This window comes from Klebsiella sp. CN_Kp075 (assembly GCF_040065055.2).
In the GTDB taxonomy this organism is placed as follows: Bacteria; Pseudomonadota; Gammaproteobacteria; order Enterobacterales; family Enterobacteriaceae; genus Klebsiella; species Klebsiella aerogenes.
Map to the genome: position 1 here is coordinate 2,240,966 of NZ_CM198050.1, position 23,846 is coordinate 2,264,811.

General features: G+C 56.9%; 22 protein-coding genes. 11 read left to right on the forward strand and 11 right to left on the reverse strand.

Annotation, left to right across the window (positions count from 1 at the left end; genetic code table 11):
- Positions 1–72: 72 nt before the first annotated feature.
- Both fabI and ABLV78_RS10700 read right to left on the reverse strand, forming a co-directional pair.
- The gene (gene fabI / locus ABLV78_RS10695; protein WP_045393136.1) at positions 73–861 is read right to left on the reverse strand and encodes an enoyl-ACP reductase FabI; all 789 of its coding nucleotides are present in this window, start codon (positions 859–861) and stop codon (positions 73–75) included.
- Positions 862–1,103: 242 nt separating this feature from the next.
- The gene (locus tag ABLV78_RS10700; protein WP_047044990.1) at positions 1,104–1,646 is read right to left on the reverse strand and encodes a HutD/Ves family protein; all 543 of its coding nucleotides are present in this window, start codon (positions 1,644–1,646) and stop codon (positions 1,104–1,106) included.
- A 199-nt stretch (positions 1,647–1,845) separates the two neighbouring features.
- On the opposite strand from ABLV78_RS10700, the gene ABLV78_RS10705 reads away from it, so the two are divergent.
- Positions 1,846–3,276 carry a purine-cytosine permease family protein gene (locus tag ABLV78_RS10705; protein ID WP_047044989.1) on the forward strand — a complete coding sequence of 477 codons (1,431 nt, stop codon included), beginning with the start codon at positions 1,846–1,848 and terminating at the stop codon, positions 3,274–3,276.
- A gap of 44 nt (positions 3,277–3,320) precedes the next feature.
- On the opposite strand, the gene sapF is transcribed toward ABLV78_RS10705, so the two are convergent.
- The 7 genes from sapF to ABLV78_RS10740 all read right to left on the reverse strand — a co-directional run bounded on the left by sapF (position 3,321) and on the right by ABLV78_RS10740 (position 11,560).
- Entirely contained in the window at positions 3,321–4,130 is an 810-nt protein-coding gene (gene sapF, locus ABLV78_RS10710; RefSeq protein WP_047044986.1) for a peptide ABC transporter ATP-binding protein SapF, read from the reverse strand.
- Between the two features lies 1 nt (position 4,131).
- Positions 4,132–5,124 carry a putrescine export ABC transporter ATP-binding protein SapD gene (sapD, locus tag ABLV78_RS10715; RefSeq protein WP_015366243.1) on the reverse strand — a complete coding sequence of 331 codons (993 nt, stop codon included), beginning with the start codon at positions 5,122–5,124 and terminating at the stop codon, positions 4,132–4,134.
- Positions 5,124–6,014 (reverse strand): putrescine export ABC transporter permease SapC, encoded by an 891-nt coding sequence (gene sapC / locus ABLV78_RS10720; RefSeq protein WP_020078584.1) that lies wholly within the window; start codon positions 6,012–6,014, stop codon positions 5,124–5,126. Before sapC ends, sapD begins: the two co-directional genes overlap by 1 nt.
- Complete coding sequence (sapB, locus tag ABLV78_RS10725) at positions 6,001–6,966, reverse strand: putrescine export ABC transporter permease SapB (protein ID WP_020078599.1); 966 nt, start codon at positions 6,964–6,966, stop codon at positions 6,001–6,003. The genes sapC and sapB overlap by 14 nt, the downstream gene beginning before the upstream one ends.
- Positions 6,963–8,615, reverse strand: a complete 1,653-nt coding sequence (sapA, locus tag ABLV78_RS10730; RefSeq protein WP_045393130.1) for an ABC transporter substrate-binding protein SapA — start codon at positions 8,613–8,615, stop codon at positions 6,963–6,965. The genes sapB and sapA overlap by 4 nt, the downstream gene beginning before the upstream one ends.
- Positions 8,616–8,853: 238 nt before the next feature.
- Positions 8,854–9,138 carry a hypothetical protein gene (locus tag ABLV78_RS10735; protein ID WP_047046407.1) on the reverse strand — a complete coding sequence of 95 codons (285 nt, stop codon included), beginning with the start codon at positions 9,136–9,138 and terminating at the stop codon, positions 8,854–8,856.
- Positions 9,139–9,262: 124 nt separating this feature from the next.
- Positions 9,263–11,560 carry a helix-turn-helix domain-containing protein gene (locus ABLV78_RS10740; RefSeq protein WP_047046405.1) on the reverse strand — a complete coding sequence of 766 codons (2,298 nt, stop codon included), beginning with the start codon at positions 11,558–11,560 and terminating at the stop codon, positions 9,263–9,265.
- Between the two features lie 171 nt (positions 11,561–11,731).
- Between ABLV78_RS10740 and ABLV78_RS10745 the strand changes: the two genes are divergently transcribed.
- Both ABLV78_RS10745 and ABLV78_RS10750 read left to right on the forward strand, forming a co-directional pair.
- Positions 11,732–12,901, forward strand: coding sequence for a M20 aminoacylase family protein (locus tag ABLV78_RS10745; RefSeq protein ID WP_059342103.1), 1,170 nt, complete (start codon positions 11,732–11,734; stop codon positions 12,899–12,901).
- A 25-nt stretch (positions 12,902–12,926) separates the two neighbouring features.
- Positions 12,927–14,318: an MFS transporter gene (locus ABLV78_RS10750; RefSeq protein ID WP_047047306.1), complete on the forward strand. Its 1,392-nt coding sequence runs from the start codon at positions 12,927–12,929 to the stop codon at positions 14,316–14,318.
- On the opposite strand, the gene pspF is transcribed toward ABLV78_RS10750, so the two are convergent.
- Positions 14,309–15,295, reverse strand: a complete 987-nt coding sequence (gene pspF, locus ABLV78_RS10755; RefSeq protein WP_165430651.1) for a phage shock protein operon transcriptional activator — start codon at positions 15,293–15,295, stop codon at positions 14,309–14,311. The genes ABLV78_RS10750 and pspF overlap by 10 nt on opposite strands.
- Before the next feature lie 152 nt (positions 15,296–15,447).
- Between pspF and pspA the strand changes: the two genes are divergently transcribed.
- The 8 genes from pspA to ABLV78_RS10795 all read left to right on the forward strand — a co-directional run bounded on the left by pspA (position 15,448) and on the right by ABLV78_RS10795 (position 23,295).
- Positions 15,448–16,116, forward strand: coding sequence for a phage shock protein PspA (gene pspA, locus ABLV78_RS10760; RefSeq protein WP_015366272.1), 669 nt, complete (start codon positions 15,448–15,450; stop codon positions 16,114–16,116).
- Between the two features lie 55 nt (positions 16,117–16,171).
- Positions 16,172–16,396, forward strand: a complete 225-nt coding sequence (gene pspB, locus ABLV78_RS10765) for an envelope stress response membrane protein PspB (protein ID WP_045393114.1) — start codon at positions 16,172–16,174, stop codon at positions 16,394–16,396.
- The gene (gene pspC / locus ABLV78_RS10770) at positions 16,396–16,755 is read left to right on the forward strand and encodes an envelope stress response membrane protein PspC (protein WP_015366274.1); all 360 of its coding nucleotides are present in this window, start codon (positions 16,396–16,398) and stop codon (positions 16,753–16,755) included. Before pspB ends, pspC begins: the two co-directional genes overlap by 1 nt.
- Before the next feature lie 31 nt (positions 16,756–16,786).
- Positions 16,787–17,005, forward strand: a complete 219-nt coding sequence (gene pspD / locus ABLV78_RS10775; RefSeq protein WP_015366275.1) for a phage shock protein PspD — start codon at positions 16,787–16,789, stop codon at positions 17,003–17,005.
- Positions 17,006–17,110: 105 nt separating this feature from the next.
- The gene (locus ABLV78_RS10780; protein WP_015705662.1) at positions 17,111–18,508 is read left to right on the forward strand and encodes a YcjX family GTP-binding protein; all 1,398 of its coding nucleotides are present in this window, start codon (positions 17,111–17,113) and stop codon (positions 18,506–18,508) included.
- Positions 18,505–19,566 carry a TIGR01620 family protein gene (locus tag ABLV78_RS10785; protein ID WP_047047300.1) on the forward strand — a complete coding sequence of 354 codons (1,062 nt, stop codon included), beginning with the start codon at positions 18,505–18,507 and terminating at the stop codon, positions 19,564–19,566. Before ABLV78_RS10780 ends, ABLV78_RS10785 begins: the two co-directional genes overlap by 4 nt.
- Positions 19,567–20,580: 1,014 nt before the next feature.
- Positions 20,581–22,122 carry a transcriptional regulator TyrR gene (gene tyrR / locus ABLV78_RS10790; RefSeq protein WP_045393099.1) on the forward strand — a complete coding sequence of 514 codons (1,542 nt, stop codon included), beginning with the start codon at positions 20,581–20,583 and terminating at the stop codon, positions 22,120–22,122.
- A gap of 135 nt (positions 22,123–22,257) precedes the next feature.
- The gene (locus tag ABLV78_RS10795; protein ID WP_047047297.1) at positions 22,258–23,295 is read left to right on the forward strand and encodes an AbrB family protein; all 1,038 of its coding nucleotides are present in this window, start codon (positions 22,258–22,260) and stop codon (positions 23,293–23,295) included.
- A 28-nt stretch (positions 23,296–23,323) separates the two neighbouring features.
- Here the strand turns inward: ABLV78_RS10795 and tpx are convergent, their stop codons facing one another.
- A complete protein-coding gene (gene tpx, locus ABLV78_RS10800; protein ID WP_015366280.1) occupies positions 23,324–23,830 on the reverse strand; it encodes a thiol peroxidase in 507 nt (168 codons plus the stop codon).
- Positions 23,831–23,846: the final 16 nt, after the last annotated feature.

Here is a 23,846-nt window from a genome sequence, read left to right on the forward strand (position 1 = left end):
ATAACAGAGGAAAAGCGTAGGTAGAGAGGGGGGGGAAAGATCCTCCTCACCGGGGTGAGGAGGATAAGGAACTTATTTCAGTTCCAGTTCGTTCATCGCAGCGATGTTAAAGCCGCCGTCAACGTGAACGACTTCGCCGGAGATACCCGCAGACAGGTTAGAGCACAGGAAAGCCGCGCTGTTGCCGACGTCTTCGATGGTGACGGTGCGACGGATCGGGGTGACCGCTTCGCAGTGCGCCAGCATTTTACGGAAATCTTTGATACCGGATGCCGCCAGGGTGCGGATCGGACCGGCGGAGATGGCGTTAACACGAATACCTTCCGGACCCATCGCGTTCGCCATATAGCGGACGTTGGCTTCCAGAGACGCTTTCGCCAGACCCATAACGTTATAGTTCGGGATCGCGCGCTCAGCGCCCAGATAGGAGAGGGTCAGCAGCGCGGAGTTCGGGTTCAGCATCGCGCGGCAGGCTTTCGCCATCGCCACGAAGCTGTAGGCGCTGATGTCGTGGGCGATTTTGAAACCTTCGCGAGTTACGACATTGACATAGTCGCCATCTAACTGGTCAGCCGGCGCATAACCGATAGAGTGCACGAAACCATCAAATTTCGGCCATACTTTCTCAAGCTCAGTGAACAGCGCGGTGATGCTTTCGTCTTCAGCCACATCGCACGGCAGCACAATGTTGGAACCCAGCGCAGCAGCAAACTCTTCTACGCGGCCTTTCAGTTTTTCGTTCTGATAGGTGAATGCCAGTTCAGCCCCTTCACGGTGCATTGCTTGCGCAATACCGTAGGCGATGGACAGTTTACTGGCCACGCCAGTGATCAGAATGCGCTTACCGGAAAGAAAACCCATAGCTTTAATCCTTATCGTTATTGCTTATTTTTACTCTAACAATCAAAAGGTTAACGTTGTTATTTCAAAATAACTCAAATTTAGCCGGGAATTATATCCCACTGAAGACCCCTTGTGTCACGATTTTTTGTGTCGCCTGTCGCAACGCAGCGCGTAATGATAAATGCGCTTGCTCCAGTATATCACCGGATAATCACTGTGTTTTAGCGACAGATCCCAACGCGTTGCCGAAATTTCTGCGGTTAACGGCGCACGATCGTGGTGAGTAAAAGCAGGGCGTCCGTCGTTAGCGGCGCGAGTTCGCCCGGCGCTTGTTGGCGCCAGAAAATACCCGATTGCGCTTCACATTGCCGTTCACCAAGTTGCCAGCGACCCTGTAATACCCACGCGACGCCTTCGTCGCCGGGGGTCTGTACATCGTCCACGACGCGTACCTCGGCGGCGGCGCGACTGCGCTGGGTCATGATATTAAAGTCGAGACCGCGCTCGCGGATCCCTTCGCTACGCAGCGGCCACTCGCCGGCAAAAGCCCAGGGTTGCCACAACGCTAAAGGGTGATCGATAGCTTCGCCTTTCAGGCGGAGCGGTTGCCCGGTCAGCAGGGTAATGACCCGATCGACGCCGGGAAAGCAGGAAAACGGACCATCATTTTGCAGAGTGGCAATGCTGGCTCGCCATAAAAAAGGGGCATCAGGTGAAGGCACACAGACTATCTCACGGGTCTCGCCTGCGCCATTTTTCCAGGGTGTGACGGGCAGAGTGGATAGTTGGACGGGAACGATCATGAGCGGTACACCTCGGTTAAGCGCTGCCTGCGCAGGCGTTAATCAACGTTATTGTTATGGTTTTGTTACTTTTTGCAATACAAAGAATTTACATATTCATCACAAAAATAGGATGCGTGCGGTGCGGGCGGTTGTCAATGCTTGTATATACAGGATCGGTCAGATGGGGAGTGAGTGAAATAATAATAGCGAGGTACCTATGTCTTCTTTTTCGTCTACAGACGGGCAATCAAAAAGTAATGAGGCAGGATTAAAGGAAACGCGGTCGATTGATTACATCCCCGAGCGCGAAAGGCATGGGCATCCCTTTAGCCAGTTTACCCTATGGTTTGGCGGCAACCTGCAAATTACCGCTATTGTCACCGGCGCTTTAGCCGTAGTGCTGGGTGGTGACGTGGTGTGGTCGCTGATAGGTCTTCTTCTTGGACAGGTGCTGGGGGCGGCGGTGATGTCGCTGCATGCGCTGCAGGGACCACGGCTGGGTTTGCCGCAGATGATAATAAGCCGCGCCCAGTTTGGCGTCTTTGGCGCAGTAGTGCCGTTGGTACTGGTCTGCATTATGTATGTCGGTTTCTCCGCGAGCGGTACCGTACTGGCGGGGCAGGCGATGGCAAAACTGTTGAGTATCAGCAATGTAGCCGGAATGCTGCTATTCAGTGCAATTATTATTGTTATTGCGGTGCTGGGTTATAAGGTGATTCATAAGCTGGGTAAACTGGCGAGCATTATCGGCATTCTGGCCTTCGTCTATATGTTCGTTACCCTGCTGATGTCGGCGGATCTCACGGCCCTGGCGCAAAATAACCATTTCTCCCTGCCGATGTTCCTGCTGGCGGTGTCTCTATCCTCGTCGTGGCAAATCGCTTTCTGCCCGTATGTGTCCGACTATTCGCGCTACCTGCCACGCAATGTATCGGCAACGAAAACGTTCTGCTCGGTGTTTTTCGGAACCATATTGGGAACCCAGACATCCATGACGCTGGGTGTGTTTACCGCCGCGATTGCCGGCAGCGCATTCCCCGGTCATGAAGTGAGTTATCTGGTGGGATTAGGTAAAAGCCAGGTGATGGCGATGGTTATCTATTTTGCTATCTGCTTTGGCAAAATCACCTTCACGACGCTCAACGCTTACGGCAGTTTTATGTCTCTGACTACCATTGTTTCCGGTTTTCGTCGTCAGACCGCGTTGTCGCAGCAATGCCGGGTTGCTTTCGTCGTCATGATGGTGGCGGCTTCATGTATTATCGCGCTGCTCAGCGAACCGGCTTTCTTAAAGCACTTTACCCATTTCCTGTTATTCCTGCTGGCCTTTTTCGTTCCCTGGAGCGCCATCAGCCTGACGGATTACTACATTATCTCTAAAGGCGCGGTCGATATTCCGGCGCTGAGCGATCCGCATCAACGCTATGGTTTCTGGAATTGGTATGCCATTACCATTTATATCATTGGCGTGCTGATTCAACTGCCGTTTATTGAGAACCCGCTGTTCCATGGTTCGCTGACGTGGATATTCGCCGGCAATGATGTGTCATGGATTATCGGCTGGGTAGGTACCGGATGGTTGTATTTTGCGCTGCGCCGCTTCGACCGCCGTCCATTACCGGCGCAGAGCGTGTTCCCGCAGTCATAAACAGCAGGGGCGGCTATTATGCCGCCCCTGAAGGAATGTTAACGCTATTTGCCATCTTTTCGCCAGGCGTCGGCAGTTAGCGCCTCGCCGAAATGGCCGGCGATCAGCCGTTTGGTCAGATCATGCAGAGGCGAGGCCAACACATCGGCGGTGCTTCCGCGTTCGACTACTTCGCCCTCATGCATCACCAGCACCTGATCGCTGATATGCTTCATCATCCCCAGATGCTGGGTCACGTAGATGTAGGATATTCCCTGTTTCTCCTGCAGCTCCAGCATCAGGTTGATTAGCTGCGAACGCATCGACATATCCAACGAGGCCAGCGCCTCATCGCAGATAATGACTTTCGGGCGCAGGATCAAGGCGCGAGCAAGCCCCAGGCGCTGCTTTTGCCCCGGCGCCAGCATATGCGGATAGTAGCTGACGTGGTCCGGCAGCAGTCCCACCATGCGCATGGTTTCGATAATCTGCTTTTCCCGGGCTTCCGGTTCGAGATCGGTATTGAGACGCAGCGGGAAATCGAGGATCTGCGAAATACGCTGACGCGGGTTGAGCGAGGTCGAGGGATCCTGAAAAATCATGCGAATACGCTGGCTACGAAATGAGTAATCGCCAAACTCCAGCGGATGGTCGTCAATCAACAGTTCGCCGGTGGTCGGCTCGACCATGCCGGCCAGCATTTTGGCCAGCGTGGATTTCCCGGAGCCGTTTTCACCAATAATTGCCAGCGTCTGCCGCTCGCGCAGGGTAAAGCTGAGCGGCTTCACCGCCTCTACCGTCTGGCGATGGAACCAGCCGGTGCGGTAGCGAAAGGTCTTACTCAGATTGCGAACTTCCAGCAATGTTTCGACCATTTCACTCTTTCTCCATGTTCAGCGGGAAATGACAGGCGTACAGATGATTACGCGCGCCGGTCAAACGCGGCGTGACGATACACTCGCGTTGCGCATAGGGACAGCGCGGCCCCAGCCGACAACCGATGGGAAGCTGTTCCAGCAGCGGAATGGCGCCGGGCAGGGTATTCAGCCGGCTTTTATGCGGCATTGAGCTGCCGAAGTCCGGGATCGCGCGAATCAGCGCCTGCGTGTAGGGGTGATGAGGGATGGTCACCAGCTCTTCGCTCGGGGCGGTTTCCACCGTCTGCCCGCAATACATGACGTTAATTTTATCCGCCCATTTGCTGAGCATCTGCATATCGTGACTGATCAGCAAAATGGTGGTGTTGTTATTCTGGTTGAGCCGGGTCAACAGGCGAATAATTTGCGCCTGAGTCGTCGGTTCCATGGCGTTAGTGGGTTCATCAGCAATCAGCAGGCGCGGCTGGTTGGCAAGTGCGATGGCAATCATAACCTTCTGACATTCGCCGTCGGTCAGTTCGTAGGGGAAGCTGCGCATAATATCTTTGTGGTCTTTAATCCCCACCCGGTGCAGCAGTTCGATAGCGCGGCGCTTGCGCCAGCCAAAGCGTTGCCACCAGTGGCCTTTAAAGGTCCAGCCGGGGATATTTTGCATCAACTGCAGACCGATACGCTCGGAAGGGTCAAGGCAAGACTGCGGCTCCTGAAAGATCATTGACACGTTGTGGCCAATCAGTTTGCGGCGCTCGCGGTTAGACAGGCGCAGCAGATCGATATCATCAAAACGCATACGGTCGGCGGTAACCCGCCAGTTGTCTTTGGTGACGCCGCAAATCGCCTTGGCGATCAAGCTTTTGCCGGAGCCAGACTCACCGACCAGACCACGGACTTCACCTTCAGCCAGCGTCAGGCTGACCCGGTCGACGGCCTTTACCCAACCCTCGTTGGTTTTAAACTCAATGGTAAGATTACGAATATCCAGTAACGGCATTATTGAACCCCGGCAATAATTGCGCGGCGAATACCGTCGCCCAGCAGATTGATGAGCAGTACGCTTATCATGATGGCCGCGCCCGGCAGCATAACCGTCCAGGGAGCGACGTAAATCAGTTCCAGCGCGTCGCCGAGCATGGCGCCCCATTCCGGAGACGGTAGCTGGGCGCCGAGGTCGAGAAAACCGAGTGCGGCAATGTCGAGGATCGCCATTGACAGCGCGCGGGTAATTTCGGTGACCAGCCCGGCGGTAATATTAGGCAGAACCGCAAACCAGAGAATATTGAGCGTGGAAGCGCCGTCGAGGCGGGCGGCAATCACGTACTCTTTTTCCAGTTCATCGTGCACCATGCTATAGACCGAACGCACCATGCGCGGCAGCAGCGCCAGCCAGACGGCGAACATTGCATGGCTCAGATGCGGCCCGGCGAAAGCGACGACGATAATCGCCAATAGCAGCGAGGGGATCGACAGCAGAGTGTCGAGGATGTGGTTCATTATCGCTGAACGCAAACCATGGGTGGAGCCGGCAATGACGCCAAGCACCAGGCCGAACAGTGCGGCGCCGAGCGTGACCACAAAGGCGCCGCCAACGGTCGGCGCCGCGCCGCTGAGCAAGCGGCTCAGAACGTCGCGGCCGAGATCGTCGGTACCGAGGAAGAACGACACTTCGCCGTAGCGCGACCACGAGGGCGGCAGCAGCTGGTAGCCGAGGAACTGCTGATCGATGCCATAAGGCGCGAACCAGCCGCCGAATACGCACAGCAGCACCAGCGCGCCGCAGCCGTATAAACCAATCATCGCGGTGGTATCGCCGTAGAATTTACGCCATACGGTGCGCAATGCGCCGGGCGGGCGCTTTTCAAGATAGACGCTATCGTAGGGCATACCATTCCTTATGTTTCAGTGGGTTAGCCATGGCTCCTAAAATATCCGAGATGACGTTGACGATAATGACCAGCGCGCCGATTACCATCACTCCGGCGGAAATCGCCGCGTAATCCTGTTGGCGGATGGCGTTGATCAGCCAGCGCCCCAGCCCCGGCCAGCTGAAGACCATTTCGGTAATCATCGCCAGCGTTAGCATGGTGGAAAACTGCAGCCCCAGGCGTGGGATCACCGGCGGCAGGGCATTGTGCAACACGTGACGATGGAGGATTGTCCGTCGGGTGACGCCGCGTGTCGCCGCCGCTTTAACATAGTTAGTATCGTAGACTTCGCTGGTGCTGATGCGCATCAGGCGGATCACTTCGGTGGTCGGCGCGACGGCCAGGGTCAACACCGGCAGCACCATATGCCGCGCGGCGCTGACGATCATCTCATGGCGCCACGGCGAATCAGAGAGCCAGGCATCGATGAGCGCGAAGCCGGTCACCGTCTTCACTTCGTATAATAAGTCAAAGCGACCGGATACCGGGAACCAACCCAGCGTCAGCGAGAAGAACAGGGTAAACAGTAATGCCAGCCAGAATACCGGAATAGAGAACCCCACCAGCGCCAGGGCGCTAATGAGCGTGTCCGGCCACTTATTACGCATGATCCCGGCAATCATCCCCACGGGAATGCCAACCAATAACGCAAAACCAAATGCCAGAATGCACAGCTCCATTGTGGCCGGGAAGACCACTTTCAGCTGTTCGGAAATCAGTTGGCCATTGATGCTGGAGACGCCAAAGTCCCAGTGCAGCACCCCTTTGAACCAAAACAGCCAGGCATTCCACAGCGATGCACCCTGCAGCGGCGCGTGCGGCGTGAAATAGCTGAGGCTAAAGCCGATAAAGGTGAGGAAAAACAGCGTCACAAGTAACAGCAGCAGGCGGCGCAGGGTAAAAATAATCATGGTTTTTTCACCTCTTCTTTTTCGCGCGACACGCCTGCGAAGGAGGCGTTGCCAAACGGACTCAGCACCAGTCCTTTCATATCATAACGATAAGCCTGCAGCCGCAGCGAAGAGGCCAGCGGCAGCACCGGCAGTTCGCGGGCGAGAATATGCTGTGCCTCTTTATAGGCTTCGATGCGCGAGGCCAGCTGCTGAGAAATCAGCGCTTTTTGTAACACCTCATCAAACTCGCGGTTGCACCAGTGGGCGAGGTTGGTCTGCGAACCAATCGCCGCGCAGCTCAACAGCGGGCGGAAGAAACTGTCCGGATCATTACTGTCGGTGGCCCAGCCGGAAAGCGTCAAATCGTGGCTCATGTCCATCAAACGCGCCTCCTGGAAGCGGCCTTCAACAGGAATAATAATCACTTTTACACCCACCTGCGCCATATCCGCCTGTATCAACTCGGCGGTTTTCAATGGGCTAGGGTTCCACGCCTGAGAACTGGTCGGCACCCACAGTTTTAAGGTCAAATTACTCAAGCCCAGCGCCTGCAGGCGACGACGCGCCTCCGCGGGGTTGTATTCGGTGATTTTAGCGTCGTTGTCGTAGGCCCACGAGGCGCGCGGCAGCATTGAAGCCGCGGTTTCCGCGGTGCCGTAGTAGATCGATTGCATCAGCCGCTGGTTGTTGATCGCCAGCGCCAGCGCGTGGCGAACTTCCGGGTTATCCAGCGGCGGTTTGGCGGTGTTGAAAGCCAGCCAGGCGATATTCATACCCGGGCGCAGCGTCAGACGCAGGCGCGGATCGTCGCGCAGGATGGTGAGCTGGCTGGCGGCCGGCCAGGCGAGCACATCGCATTCGCCGGTCAGCAGTTTTGACAGCCGGCCGGTGCCGCCGGAACCGAGATCCACCACCACCTGCGGCATCAATGGCTTGCCGCGCCAGTAGGCCGCGTGGCGCTGCAGGCGGATGTACTGCCCGGTACGATACTCTTCTAGCTTGAACGGACCGGTACCGACGGGCTGGCGGTCGAGTTGTTCTTCGCGGTCGCTTTTGGTCAGCTGCGCGGCGTACTCTGCGGACATGACCGAAGCATAGTGCGTCGCCAGGTGCCACAGGAAAGAGGCATCGGGACGTTTCAGGCGAAACTCGACGGTATGGTTATCCAGTTTCCGAACGCTTTCTACGGTGTCGGCGAACTGCAGACTATCGAAATAGGGGAAGCTACTGCCGTTGACGCTGTGCCACGGGTCGTCACGGTTAAAGATGCGCCCGAAGGTGAATATGACATCATCAGCGTTAAAAGCGCGGGTCGGTTTAAACCAGTCGGTGGTCTGGAACTGGACCTTATCGCGCAGATGGAAGCGGTAGGTGGCGCCGTTATCAAGCACTTCCCAGCTTTCCGCCAGTTCAGGCACCAGACGGTAGGTATAAGGGTCGACGTCGAGCAGGCGATCGTAGATCTGGGCGGCGAGGGTGTCGACAATCAGGCCGCTGCTGACTTTTTGCGGGTTAAAGGTATTTACCTGCCCGCTGACGCAATAGACAAATCCGCTATCGCGGATATCGGCATTAGCTGGCAGCGCCGGTGTCGGGGCCGGTGCGGCAAAAGCCTGCCCGCACAGCATCGAGGCTGCCGCTAAAAGAGAGGACAATTTCAGGCGCATATTTTCTTTTTGATCATAGAGCAGAGCTCTATCTTATTAATATTAAATGACATTTACCACCACCTTTACGACATCGAGGGGGATAATGCGGTCACCGGCAGCGCATGTTGTCCAGCCAGTTGGTCAAAATAGTGTCGGAACTAAACCAGTATTATCAAACATGGTATCTTTTTATTGCCAATTTCTCCAGTTAGCCATCTGCAGGCGTTCTGGTATCGGCGCGGGTGGGCTGTGGGGATCAGATCGGAAGGAGCTGATTATAGCGGGCAATATAATCTTTTGGCGTGATCTCCAGTTCTCCGCCATCGCGATGGATGGCGACGAAAGTACGCAGCACCAGTCCGCTTTTACGCTCTGATATTTCCCAGCCTTGTTCATTGTAGGCATCACGGGTGGAACGCACGCAGAGATCCGAGAAAATCATCATTAATGAGAGGGCTGGCGCATGATGATTTTTCATGGTGTGGATCAAACTGGCATGGGCGGCATAGCGGGTGAGCGTATGAGAATTAACCGGAATCACGTGAATTTTCAATCCATTGAATGATATTGCCGTCGATGATAATTCACATTAAGACATCTTACCAGTTACATATTATTAACTCTCCGCGTTTTCATATGTGAATTAATAGTGACGTTGTCACTTTTCAATCCTCCAGCGGTGTGAATTCATATAACGCCAGCGCATTGCTCTGCAGTGAATCCACCCGTAGCCAGCCATCATCCAGTTGTTCCTCATGCACGCTCAGCGCCGGACGGGCGTGGTGCTGGAGCCAGCGATAATCTTCTTCGTCAGGGCCGCTGCGGCTACGAAATGCCTCAAATAGCGGGAATAGCGCGCCATGGTGCTGATCGAACAGATGCTGTTTGATGCGCCAGCGTCCCTTCAGCCCTGCAAGCCGCAGGGTATAGGGCTGGCGAAAACGCTGAGTAAAGGCCTCTTCGCTCGACAGCCAGGGGTTGAAAATCACCGTATTGCGCAGTAGCAACTGGTAGTGTCCGTTATGGCGCAATAACAACAGGTTTTTGTCATTGATTAAGACTTCGCCGCGTAGACGCCGCCACAGCCATAATACCCAGTACACCGGGCGCGGCAGACCATGCAGGTAGTGCAGCGCCAGGCTGGAGGTGTCGAGTTTACCGTTGTCCCGCGCTTCCCCCTGAAGACCTGAATTAAGCCAGAAGCCGGCCAGCCACACCCGATCGGCAATGCCCAACAGGTTATCCATCAACAGCGCGCCGCGGAAAAAACGCCCGTTGGTATCGCGGGTATCGCCGGTTAGGGTATTCCACGATAGCAGCCACAGCGGTAACGAGAGCTGCCGTTGCCGTAGGGCATGATGGATTTGGCGTAATTTTTGTCGTGGATAGTCTTCGCTGGCGGATAGTTTGCTGCTATCGGCCTGCGCCAGGTCAAGCAGTTCGTTGGCATCCGCCTGGCAGGCGAGAAAGTCGGCCTCGCTGAGCAGCGGGGAAGACAGGAGCGGATCGTCGCCAATACCGCTTTGCGGGAAACGATGCCAGATACCCATTTGCGGTTGTTGCAAGGTGGACGCGAGCACTTCTCGCTGTTGTCGCCAGGCCAGCTGTCGCGCCGCTTCACCGGCCTGCGGCGACCAGTGCCAGACAAAGCGCCAGCTCGCGAGCGTCGCGGGTGGAAAGTGATTCACTGCGAGTTGCAGAAAACGTTGTAATAAGTCGCAGCGGGTGGTTAAGCCGGTATGTAGCAGCACCGTCCAGCCTTTCTGCGCCAGCCAGCTAAACAGCTGCTGAAGATTGTACCAACAGGCATAGCCTGCGAGCGTCGGGTCGTCCCAGCCCTCGCCAAACAAGCGACTGCTGAGAAACGGATCGTGAATATCGATGCCGTAAACGGGTAGCGTCTGCTGCAGTTGCTCCAGCTCGCGTCGCACATCTTCGCGGAGTAAATCATCGAGTTCACGGACGGTAACGATGGTTCGGGTATGGCGCAATACCGGCGCGCGCGCTGGCAGCTGGCGGATATCCACCAGCCGTGTCTGACGCGGGTTGAGCAGCAGCGGCGGTGTATCATCGCTGCTTTTTTCCGCCTCGTTAAGACGGGCGTAAAGCCTCTCGACCGCGACCGGGCGCCAGATTTCGCTGGCGTTCGCTCGTGGACGAGCGCTGGACTGCGGCTGCTGCTGGCGAAATTGTCGCGGCGTGACGCCGTGCTGGCGCTTAAACAGATCGCTCATGATGCGGGTACTGGCGAAGCCGTTATCCTGCGCCACCTGCTGAACCGAGCGGCGGGTAGTCAGCAGTTGCTCGGCGGCTTTGCCGAGACGCAGGGCGGTAATGTACTGCACGAAGCTAATGCCGACCTCTTTATGGAACAGGCGCGAAAGCCAGGCCTCAGAGACAAATTCGGCGGCAGCCAGTTCCTGCAGCGAGATCCGCCGCTGATAGTTGGCTTCGATGCGCGCTATCACGTTGGTAATTCGTCGGCTCCAGTTCTCGGCGCCGCGGCGCAGGCTGGGCACGATAGGTTGGGTAAAACGGGTTGCCAGCAGTAGGGCAATTTCACTCAGCCAACGGTTCGCTTCCAGCCGATAGCGCGACTGATGATTGACCAGCCCGGCTACCAGCAACTGGCGCATCAGCTGGCGTAGATTATCTGTGGCATCCCTGGTTTCGCTGCTAACCCGATAATCACTGGCAAAAAAATCGCTATCAAGGCGGGTGAGCCAACCGGCGGCAAGGTTGAGGATCATGACCGCATTGGCCTCTTCGCCGGCAATCTGCCAGCGCTGGCGGCGGTTAATAATCGCCAGTTCATCAACCCGCATCGGTTGCGACGATTCGCCGAGTTGCAACGTTGCACTACCTTCCAGCAGCCATAGCAGCGTTAATCCGTCGTTTTCCGGCGGGCTGAAATGGCGAATATCGCGAACCGTGAGGCTGAAATCGCCGAGATGATATTCCATGCGCCGCTCCTTAAAAGACAAAAAATAGCAGGCTGTTTTTTGTCATAACAGAATTGTATAGAAAATAGTCATTGATATTTCGTCAATATAAAACAAAAAAAAGCATTTTAAAGCCGGGTGGGGCGCATAAACTCGAAAGTGTCGTGCAAACACAACACAGGAATAATAAAAATGACACATCCATTGATTGAATCCTTACAAGTTAATGAAGCGCAGTTTGTGGCGTTACGTCGCCGCTTCCACCAACAGCCCGAGATTGGCTTTGAAGAACATAAAACCAGCGATGAAGTCGCCCGGCTGCTTACTGAGTGGGGGTATGAAGTGCATCGCGGCCTCGCCGGTACCGGCGTGGTCGGGACGCTGAAAGTCGGCAGCGGCGATAAACGTCTGGGATTGCGCGCGGATATGGATGCGCTGCCGATGCAGGAAATGAGCGGCAAAGCATGGACAAGCCAGGTCGACGGGCGTTTTCACGGCTGCGGCCATGACGGTCACACCACCACGCTACTGTATGCCGCGGAATATCTGGCGCGCACGCGTCAGTTTAACGGTACGCTGCATTTAATTTTTCAACCGGCGGAAGAGCTGCTGTACGGCGGACGGGTGATGGTCAAAGATGGCCTGTTCACGAAATTCCCCTGTGACGCCATCTTTGGCCTGCATAACATGCCGGGCCAGAAACTGGGCAAAATCGGCCTGCGCGACGGCGCGATGATGGCCTCTTCCGATACGCTGCATATCGAGGTGAAGGGCATTGGCGGCCACGGCGCGGTGCCGGAACATACCGTCGATGCGACGCTGGTGGCCTGCCACATTACCCTCGCGCTGCAATCGATCGTTTCACGCAACATCACGCCATTTGAACCCGCGGTAGTCACCGTCGGCAGCATTCAGGCGGGCCATGCGCCGAACATCATCAACGATAAGGTATTGATGAAGCTAACCGTACGTACCCTTAACCAGCAGGTGCGCGAGACGGTGCTGCAGCGTATTCACGACATCGCGGTCGCTCAGGCGGAAAGTTTTAACGCCAGCGCTACCTTAACCCACGTCAACGGCAGCCCGGTATTGCGTAACGATCCGGCGGCTAATGAGCTGGTCCGTGAAGTGGCGACCACGCTGTTTGGCAAAGAACAGGTTGGTACCGTGAATCCATTTATGGGCAGCGAAGATTTCGCCTTCATGCTGGAGAGCAATCCCAACGGCTGCTATTTCACTATCGGCGCGGGTGATGAAGCCGACCGTTGCATGGTGCATAACCCAGGGTACGATTTTAACGATCAAATCCTGCTTACCGGCGCGGCGCTGTGGTGCGGCCTGACGGAACGCTATCTGCGTTAACCTATCGCGACGGGGGGACCCGATTATGAGTTCTGTATCGTTAAGCGAATCTCAGTTCGTCGGTAGCGATCGCCTGCTGGCGGGTATTGTGCTCAGCGTGCTGACGTTCTGGCTGTTTGCGCAATCGGTTATCAATGTTGTTCCGGCGATGAAAAGCAGCCTCGATATTTCACTGGAGACGCTAACCCTGGCGGTGAGTCTTAGCGCCTTATTCAGCGGCTGTTTTGTGGTGGCCAGCGGCGGGCTGGCGGATAAATTCGGCAGGGTGCGGATGACCTATCTAGGCCTGGCGCTGAGTATTATCGGTAGCGCATTTCTGGCGGCGTCGCAGGGGCCGGGGCTATTTATCACCGGCCGTATCCTGCAAGGGCTCTCGGCGGCCTGCATTATGCCGGCGACGCTGGCGCTGATTAAAACCTGGTATGAAGGCAAAGCGCGGCAGCGGGCGGTGAGTTTCTGGGTGATTGGTTCCTGGGGCGGCAGCGGGCTTTGCTCGTTTGTCGGCGGTGCGATTGCCACCGGTCTTGGCTGGCGGTGGATCTTCGTGTTCTCGATTGCGGTGGCGCTGCTGGCGTTGCTGCTGCTGCGCGGCACCCCGGAGAGCCGCAGCGCCAGCGCCGATCGGCATAAGCTGGATGTGGGCGGATTATTAAGCCTGATCGCGTCGCTGGTGCTGCTTAATCTGTTTATCAGCAAGGGTCATCAATGGGGCTGGAGTAGTGGTTTATCGCTGTCGATGCTGTGTGGCGCGGTGCTGGCGGCAGCAGTATTTATCCGCAGCGGCCTGCGTAAAGGTGAAGCGGCGCTGATCGACTTCGCTTTATTTCGTAACCGAGCCTACGGCGCGGCGGTGCTATCGAACTTTATGCTTAATGGCGCTATCGGCACCATGATGATCACCAGCATCTGGCTGCAGCAGGGGCATCATCTTACCCCGCTGGAAACCGGCATGATGACGCTGGGCTATCTGGTGACGGTACTGGCGATGATCCGCGTCGGGGAAAAGCTGCTCCAGCGCTACGGCGCACGGCTGCCGATGATGACCGGGCCGGTCTTTACCGCCATCGGCATTTTGCTGATCTCCTGTACCTTCCTCGATAAGTCGCTCTATATCGGGACCGTCTTCTTCAGCAATATCCTGTTTGGCCTCGGGCTCGGTTGTTACGCCACGCCATCGACCGACACCGCCGTCGCCAATGCGCCGGAGAATAAAATTGGCGTCGCGTCAGGGGTGTATAAGATGGGAAGCTCGCTTGGCGGCGCGATGGGTATTGCCGTGACGGCGTCACTTTTTGCGCTATTCCTGCCGTTGGGGATGGCCAGCGCCGCGCAGTACGCGCTGTGGTTTAACGCCGCGCTGTGTTTAGGCTCAATGCTGGTCAGCGCGGCGATGCTGCCGCGCGTCGCTCATAGCTGATGCTTCTTCAGTAATGCGCGTAGCTGGTGGTAGGTAAGCCCCAGCAGCGCCGCCGCCTGCTTTTGATTGTACTTCGCCTGCTGCAGGCTTGACTGCAGCAGGCTTTTTTCTTGCTCCAGCTGAAAGGCGCGCAGGTCCAGTGGTAGTTTGGGAAGCGCAGATTCATCGCCTGGAGCAGGCGCTGGGGCCGCGCGGCGAAATGGGTTGATAATGATATTATCCAGCTCGCTATCACTGCTGCTGTGGCGGTAAACCGAACGTTCAACCACGTTTTTCAGCTCACGAATATTGCCCGGCCAGCGGTATGCGAGCAGCGTGTCGACGGCTCGCTCGCTAAAGCCGGGAAACAGAGGAAGCCCCAGTTCGCGGCACATCTGAATGGCAAACTGGTTGGCAAGCAGCATGATGTCGCTCTGGCGCTCGCGCAATGGCGGTAGTTGCACGACGTCAAACGCCAGCCGGTCGAGCAGGTCGGCGCGAAAATGGCCTTCTTCCACCATTTTAGGTAAATCCGCGTTGGTGGCGCACACCAGCCGTACGTTAACCTGCAGCGGTTGACTGCCGCCGACGCGTTCCAGTTCGCCGTATTCAATTACCCGCAGCAATTTTTCCTGCACCAGCATCGGAGCGGTGGCCAGCTCATCGAGAAACAGCGTGCCGCCGTCGGCACGTTCAAAGCGCCCCGGATGCCGTTTGCTGGCGCCGGTAAAGGCGCCGGCTTCATGACCAAACAATTCGGAATCGAGAAGGTTTTCATTCAGCGCCGCGCAGTTGAGCGAAATAAACGGCCCCTGCCAGCGCGAAGAGAGAAAGTGCAGTCGGTTGGCAATAAGTTCTTTCCCGGTGCCGCGCTCGCCGATCACCAGCACCGGTTTATCCAGCGGCGCCAGCTGCGAGACCTGCTCGAGCACCTCCAGAAAGCTGTTGGCCTCGCCAAGCAGGTTATCCTTGTATTCCGCCATGATGAATTTCGCCATTAAATAGTGTGATTCGCCAACTCACTGTAGCAAGCAGGCGGCCATTCCTCAACCACCTTGTTTAAAATCAACAAGATAAAAAGTTGGCACGCCATTTGTATTAACTACTGCACAGGCCGCTGCCTGCTATCAGAACTATGAGGATTGAAATTATGGGTATTTTTTCTCGCTTTGCCGACATCGTGAACGCCAATATCAACTCCCTGCTGGAGAAAGCGGAGGATCCGCAGAAGCTGGTCCGTCTGATGATTCAGGAGATGGAAGACACGCTGGTTGAAGTGCGTTCGACCTCCGCCCGCGCGCTGGCGGAAAAGAAACAGCTGACCCGCCGTATCGAACAGGCGCAGGCGCAGCAGGTGGAATGGCAAGAAAAGGCCGAGCTGGCCCTGCGTAAAGAGAAAGAAGATCTGGCGCGTGCGGCGCTGATCGAAAAACAGAAGCTGACCGACCTTATCGGCAGCCTGGAACACGAAGCGCAACTGGTGGATGAAACCCTGGCGCGGATGAAAAAAGAGATTGGCGAGCTGGAGAATAAGCTCAGCGAAACCCGCGCTCGTCAGCAGGCGCTGATGCTGCGTCATCAGGCTGCCAGCTCTTCGCGCGATGTCCGCCGCCAGCTGGATAGCGGTAAAATGGATGAAGCGATGGCGCGTTTTGAGTCTTTCGAACGCCGTATTGACCAAATGGAAGCCGAGGCGGAGAGCCATCGTTTTGGCAAACAACAATCGCTGGATCAGCAGTTTGCCGAACTGAAAGCGGATGATGAAATCAGCGAGCAACTGGCGGCGCTGAAAGCCAAAATGAATCAGAATAACCAGTAATGCATATTGCGCGGCGCGGTGTTGCGCCGCGGCTCACCACCTGTAAGGAGTACACATGAGCATGCTTTTTCTTGCCATCCCGCTCACGCTATTTGTGCTGTTCGTGTTGCCGGTCTGGTTATGGCTGCACTACAACAATCGCTCGGCGGACGGGGCATTAACCCAGAATGAACAGCAGCGACTGCTGCAGCTGACCGATGAGGCGAAACGGATGCGCGAGCGTATTCAGGCGCTGGAAGCGATCCTTGATGCGGAACATCCGAACTGGAGAGACAAATAATGGCCGGATTGGATTTTAATAAAAAACTGTGGCGCATTCCGCAGCGCGGAATGGTGAAAGGGGTCTGCGCCGGTATCGCGCAGCACCTGGATGTGCCGGTGAAGCTGGTGCGTTTGATAACCGTACTGGCGATGATTTTTGGCCTCTTCTTTTTCGTGCTGGTGGCCTACATCATTCTCACTTTCGCGCTGGATCCGATACCGGATAGCGAACTGTACGGCGAGAAAGGGCCGAGCAATGGCGATTTACTGGCCGCAGTGGATGCCGAACTGGCTTCCGGCGAACAGCGCCTGCGTGATATGGAGCGTTACATCACCTCCGATACCTTCACGCTGCGCAGCCGTTTTCGTCAACTGTAAAACTTTTTCCATATAACCCATGAGGCAACGCATGAATATGAAATGGCAACAGGCAGGGCAAAAAGTGAAACCGGGTCTTAAGATCGCCGGTAAGCTGGTGCTACTGACCGCGCTGCGATACGGCCCGGCGGGCGTTGCCGGTTGGGCGGTGAAATCGGTGGCGCGTCGGCCGCTGAAAATGTTGCTGGCGGTAGCGCTTGAGCCGCTGCTCAGTCGGCTGGCCAATCGTTTTGCCCGCGGAATGAAATAATTCCTCAGGGGGAGGAATACCGGCGCGCTTTATATTGGCCCTGATTATCCCCATCTATTTAGCTTATCATTAAACGACATTCCTTCTGGGCATAACGGACTGGCGATGAAGCGACTCAAAACTGAATTCAATGCGCTGGTCAACCGCGGGGTTGACCGGCATTTACGTCTTGCCGTGACCGGGCTAAGCCGCAGCGGCAAAACGGCTTTTATCACCGCGATGGTCAATCAACTGCTGAATATCCACGCCGGGGCGCGGTTGCCGCTGCTGAGCGCGGCGCGTGAAGAACGTCTGTTGGGCGTGAAACGGGTTCCGCAGCGTGATTTCGGTATTCCGCGTTTTACCTATGATGAAGGCCTGGCACAGCTTTATGGCCAGCCCCCGGCCTGGCCGACGCCGACCCGTGGGGTGAGCGAAATTCGTCTTGCGCTGCGCTATCGCTCCAACGACTCTCTGCTACGTCATTTCAAAGACACTTCAACGCTGTATCTGGAAATCGTGGATTATCCGGGAGAATGGCTGCTCGACCTGCCGATGCTGGCGCAGGATTATTTAAGCTGGTCGCGGCAGATGACCGGGCTTTTACAGGGGCAGCGCGGAGAGTGGTCTGCCCGCTGGCGGCAGCTGTGTGATGGGCTCGATCCGCTGGCGCCCGCCGACGAAACCCGTCTGGCGGAGATCGCCGCCGCCTGGACCGATTATCTGCACGCCTGCAAGCGCGAGGGGTTGCACTTTATTCAGCCGGGGCGGTTTGTGCTTCCCGGCGACATGGCGGGCGCGCCGGCGCTGCAGTTCTTCCCCTGGCCGGATGTCGATGCGATTGGCGAAGCCAGACTGGCGCAGGCTGATAAACACACCAATGCCGGGATGCTGCGCGAGCGTTTCAAATACTACTGCGAGAAAGTGGTGAAAGGCTTTTATAAAGATCACTTCCTGCGCTTTGACCGCCAGATTGTACTGGTGGACTGTCTGCAGCCATTAAACAGCGGGCCGCAGGCGTTTAACGATATGCGCCTGGCGCTGACCCAGTTGATGCAAAGCTTCCATTACGGCCAGCGAACGCTGTTCCGCCGCCTGTTTTCACCGGTTATCGACAAGCTACTGTTTGCCGCCACCAAAGCCGATCACGTGACCGTCGATCAGCATGGCAACATGGTGTCGCTACTTCAGCAACTGATTCAGGACGCCTGGCAGAATGCCGCCTTTGAGGGCATCAGCATGGATTGTCTGGGGCTGGCGTCAATTCAGGCCACCCAGGGCGGGCTTATCGAGGTTAACGGCGAGAAGATCCCGGCGCTGCGCGGCGATCGTCTGAGCGATGGGCAGCCGCTCACCATTTTCCCGGGCGAGGTGCCGGCGCGGCTGCCGGGTCAGGCCTTCTGGGAACAGCAGGGCTTCCAGTTTGAGAACTTCCGCCCGAGAGCGATGGATGTCGATAAACCGCTGCCGCATATTCGCCTCGACGCGGCGCTGGAATTTTTGATTGGAGATAAATTGCGATGAGCGAGCCGATAAAACCGCGGATCGATTTCGATGGCCCTTTGGAAACGGAAAAGAGCCAGACCTTAAAATCGGCCCGCGCCTTTGACGCGGCCGATGCGCAAACCTTCTCTCCGATGCTGCCTGAAAGGGTGGCTGAAGAGGAGGGGGCCGCCGAAGCGGTGGCGGAATCGGTACTGCGCCCGAAACGCAGCCTGTGGCGGCGGATGGTTAGCGCCGGTCTGGCGATTTTTGGCATTAGCGTGGTGGCGCAGGGCGTACAGTGGACGGCGACGGCCTGGCAGACCCAGGACTGGATTGCGCTCGGCGGCTGTGCGGCCGGGGCGTTGATTGTCGGCGCGGGCGTGGGCTCGGTGGCGACCGAATGGCGTCGCCTGTGGCGTTTGCGCCAGCGCGCGCACGAACGCGATGAAGCGCGGGATCTGATGCATAGCCACGCGGTGGGCAAAGGGCGCGCATTCTGTGAGAAGCTGGCGCAGCAGGCCGGGCTCGATCAATCGCATCCGGCGCTGCAGCGCTGGTATGCGGCCATCCATGAAACGCAAAACGATCGCGAAGTGGTGAGCCTGTACGCGCAACTGGTACAGCCGGTGCTGGACGCGCAGGCGCGGCGGGAAATCAGCCGCTCGGCGGCGGAATCGACGCTGATGATCGCCGTCAGCCCGCTGGCGCTGGTCGATATGGCGTTTATCGCCTGGCGTAACCTGCGGCTGATTAACCGTATCGCCACCCTCTACGGTATTGAACTCGGCTATTATAGCCGCCTGCGTTTATTCCGCCTGGTGTTGTTGAATATCGCCTTTGCCGGCGCCAGCGAACTGGTGCGTGAAGTCGGAATGGACTGGATGTCGCAGGATCTGGCGGCCCGCTTGTCGGCGCGCGCCGCCCAGGGTATCGGTGCCGGCTTGTTGACCGCCCGTCTGGGGATTAAGGCGATGGAGCTGTGCCGTCCGCTGCCGTGGATCGCGGATGATAAACCGCGGCTCGGCGATTTCCGCCGCGAGCTGATCGGCCAGTTGAAAGAGACGCTGCAGAAAAGCAAAACCGGCGCGGAGAAATAACCTCGGCAAGCGTAAATGCCGGGTGGCGGCTGCGCCTTACCCGGCCTACGGTTCGTGCGGCCTGCCGTTAATTTATTCACCACGCTGGATCCCCCGGTGGCGCTGCCGCTTACCGGGGGCTACAGCGCTTTGCGATTTGGTAGCCCGGAGAAGGCGCAACGCGCCGCCTCCGGGAAAACCCCTTAAAAAAGTGGTAAACCGATAACAGTATCTACGGTCCGTGCGGCCTGCCTTTATTTTATTCACCATGCTGACTGAAACTGCCGGTGTTGGTGGCCTCAAAATCGCTGAGACGTTCCCGGCAGGCCGGGGCAGCCCGCATGGATGCGGGCTGAGGGCCGTGATTTGCAAGGACGCTGCCTCGGCCCGACCCGAAGCCTGCCGGGATAAGTCGAAGGTACCACGAAGTGGCGATTTTGGCGGCCAGAGCCCGGGAGTACAGAGGGCGGCGGCGACTGGCCGCCCTCTGTGCGCTCCCTGCGCCACGGAAAACATGTCGCAGAAAAATTAACCAGGAGCGCAAGATACTCTGGAGCGAAACGAGATAAACGCTTTTCTCAAGCTAAAAGGTTGCAAACCGATAACAGTATCTACGGTTCGTGCGACCTGCCGTTAATTTATTCACCACGCTGGATCCCCCGGTGGCGCTGCCGCTTACCGGGGCTACAGCGCTTTGCGATTTGGTAGCCCGGAGAAGGCGCAACGCGCCGCCTCCGGGAAAAAACCTAGCGACCAGCGCCCTCTGTGCCATGAGAGCCATAACGCAGAAGAAATATCGGGAGCGCAATGTGCTCTGAATTAACACAACGCATATGCTTTCCTGGACCAAACGATACGCTGCGTCTGCTGTAATTGATGAAATCCTTTAAACAGTTTACTGTTGCCCGCATAACTTTACGGCATAAAGCCCATTTTTCCGCCATACTGTCAATAATTGTTGACAGCTATCTTCACGTAAGCCCATATCTGTCCTATCATTCATCCGTCATTGGCCTTTTTAGGGTGAAAACTCCTATGCGTCTGGAAGTCTTTTGTCAGGACCGTCTTGGTCTGACCCGTGAATTACTCGATTTGCTGGTGCTGCGCGGTATTGACCTGCGCGGTATCGATATCGACCCGATTGGCCGAATCTACCTTAATTTCGCCGAGCTGGAGTTCGCCAGTTTCAGCAGTTTAATGGCGGAAATCCGCCGTATCTCCGGCGTAACCGATGTACGTACCGTGGCGTGGATGCCGTCAGAACGGGAACATCTGGCGCTGAGCGCGCTGCTGGTGGCAATGCCGGAACCGGTGCTGTCGCTGGATGCCAAAGGCAAAGTAGAGCTTGCCAACCCGGCCAGCTGCCAGCTGTTTGGTCAAACCCAGGCCCGCTTACGCAGCCATCCGGTGGCGCAACTCATTACTGATTTCAACCTGCAGCGCTGGCTGGAAGGCAATCCGCTGGAGTCGCATACCGAGCATGTGGTCGTTAATGGCCAAAACTTTATGCTGGAAGTAACGCCGGTGTATCTGGAAGGCGAACACGCCGAACGCGTGCTGACCGGCGCCGTGGTGATGTTGCGCTCCACCGTACGTATGGGGCGTCAACTGCAAACGCTAACGACCCAGGATACCAGCGCCTTTAGCCAGATCCTCGCCGTTGGGCCGAAAATGCGCCACGTCGTTGAACAGGCCCGCAAGCTGGCGATGCTTAGCGCCCCGTTGCTGATTGTCGGCGATACCGGTACCGGTAAAGATTTGCTTGCCCATGCCTGCCATCTGGCCAGCCCGCGCGCCAGCAAACCGTATCTGGCGCTGAACTGCGGTTCGATTCCGGAAAACGCGGTGGAGAGCGAGCTGTTCGGCGATGCGTCGCAGGGGAAAAAAGGTTTCTTTGAGCAGGCCAACGGCGGCTCTGTGCTGCTGGATGAGATCGGCGAAATGTCGCCGGGCATGCAAACGAAGCTGTTGCGCTTTCTCAACGATGGCACTTTCCGTCGCGTCGGTGAAGATCACGAAGTGCATGTCGATGTCCGCGTTATCTGCGCGACGCAAAAAAATCTCGTCGAACTGGTGCAGAAAGGGCTGTTCCGCGAAGATCTTTATTATCGTCTGAATGTGTTGACGCTGAACCTGCCGCCGCTGCGTGATTGTCCGCAGGACATCATGCCGCTCACCGAACTGTTCGTCGCGCGCTTTGCCGATGAGCAGGGCATCCCGCGGCCCAAACTCTCTGCCGACCTTAATACCGTGTTGACCCGCTATAGCTGGCCGGGCAACGTGCGTCAGTTGAAAAACGCAGTGTACCGGGCGTTAACCCAGCTTGATGGCTTCGAACTGCGCCCGCAGGATATCCTGTTGCCAGATCACGATGTGTCGTCGCTGCCGGTTGGCGAAGAGGCGATGGAAGGATCGCTCGACGATATTACCCGCCGCTTTGAGCGTTCGGTATTGACGCAGTTGTATCGCAGTTTCCCCAGCACGCGTAAATTAGCCAAACGTCTCGGCGTTTCGCATACCGCGATTGCTAACAAGCTGCGCGAGTATGGTCTGAGCCAGAAGAAGGGCGACGAGTAAGTCACAGGTTGCGGCCGGCTCGGCGCGGCCGCAATTAACTGCGTTTTTTTAGCGATATTTCTGTATATACTTATTTTATTATTCTTTTTTCCGGGAAGGTGACGGTTGGTGCTGCAACGGGATTGGCCTCAGTGGATGATATTACTGGTACTCTCCGCCGTGCTCTCCTTTGTGCTGTTCCGCTTTCATCTCCCTGCCGCGCCGCTGCTTGGCCCACTGATCGCCGGAATAATCCTCAGCCTGCGCGGCGCCACGATTCGTCTCCCTCGTCCCTTCTTTATCGCCGCTCAGGCTATCATCGGCTGCATGATCGCCCGTGCGCTCACGCCGTCTATTTTCGGCGTTCTGGCCGCCAACTGGGCGCTGGTGTTGATTATCCTCTTTTCCACGCTAGCCATCAGCGCGCTGACCGGCTGGCTGCTGGTGCGCTACAGTTCGCTACCCGGAGCAACCGGCGCGTGGGGAAGCTCGCCGGGTGGCGCATCGGCGATGGTGGTGATGGCGCAGGAGTATGGAGCCGATGTTCGGCTGGTGGCTCTGATGCAGTATCTGCGGGTGCTCTTTGTGGTCGGCGCGGCGGTGATGGTGGTGCGTTTGGCGCTTGGCGGCGAGGCGCAGGAGATGACCCAGCATATCGTCTGGTTCCCGCCGCTGACTTTTAATCTACCGTTAACGCTGCTATTGACCGCGGTCGCCGGTTGGTTGGGGTTACGTTTACGCATCCCGTCCGGGGCAATGTTATTACCGATGCTGGCCGGCGCGTTGGCGCAGGGCGAGGGCATGCTGTTGCTGGAGCTACCGGAATGGTTACTGGTGCTGGCGTATACCGCGCTCGGCTGGACGGTTGGCCTGCAGTTTAATCGCGAGATTTTTCTGCTGGCGTTGAAGACGCTACCGCAAATCATCGCCGCCATCGTTGGCTTGATCGCGCTGTGCGCGCTGATGGCTTTAGCGTTAACGCACCTGCTGCCGCTGGATTTTCTCACCGCCTATCTGGCGACCAGCCCCGGCGGCCTGGATACGGTAGCGATAATCGCCGTCGGGACCCGGGCGGATATGTCTTTTATCATGGCGATGCAAACGCTGCGCCTGTTTACCATATTGCTCACCGGCCCGGCCACCGCGCGGTTGATTTCGCGCTATGCGCCGCGCAAAGAAAAAAGCCTCCGTTGAAGGAGGCTTGATAACAGAAGGAGGGCGATTACGCTTTCAGCGCAGCCAGCGCCGCATCGTAATCCGGCTCTTCGGTGATTTCGTTAACCAGTTGGCTGTAAACCACCTGGTCGTTTTCATCGATAACGACGACTGCACGTGCTGCCAGACCAGCCAGCGGGCCTGCGGAGATAGCAACGCCATAATCTGCCAGGAACTGCGGCGCGCGCAGGGTGGACAGGGTGACCACATTGCTCAGGCCTTCTGCGCCGCAGAAACGGGACTGCGCGAACGGCAGGTCAGCGGAGATGCACAGCACCACGGTGTTGTTCAGCTCAGAAGCCAGTTGGTTGAATTTGCGAACCGATGCCGCGCAGACGCCGGTATCGATGCTTGGGAAAATATTCAGTACTTTACGTTTACCAGCGTATTGGCTCAGCGTGACGTCAGAGAGATCTTTGGCGACCAGCGTAAACGGCTGCGCCTTCGCGCCAGCCTGCGGAATGGAGCCCTGAACGGACACTGGGTTACCCTGGAAATGTACGGTTTGCGACATGGTTATCTTCCTGTTT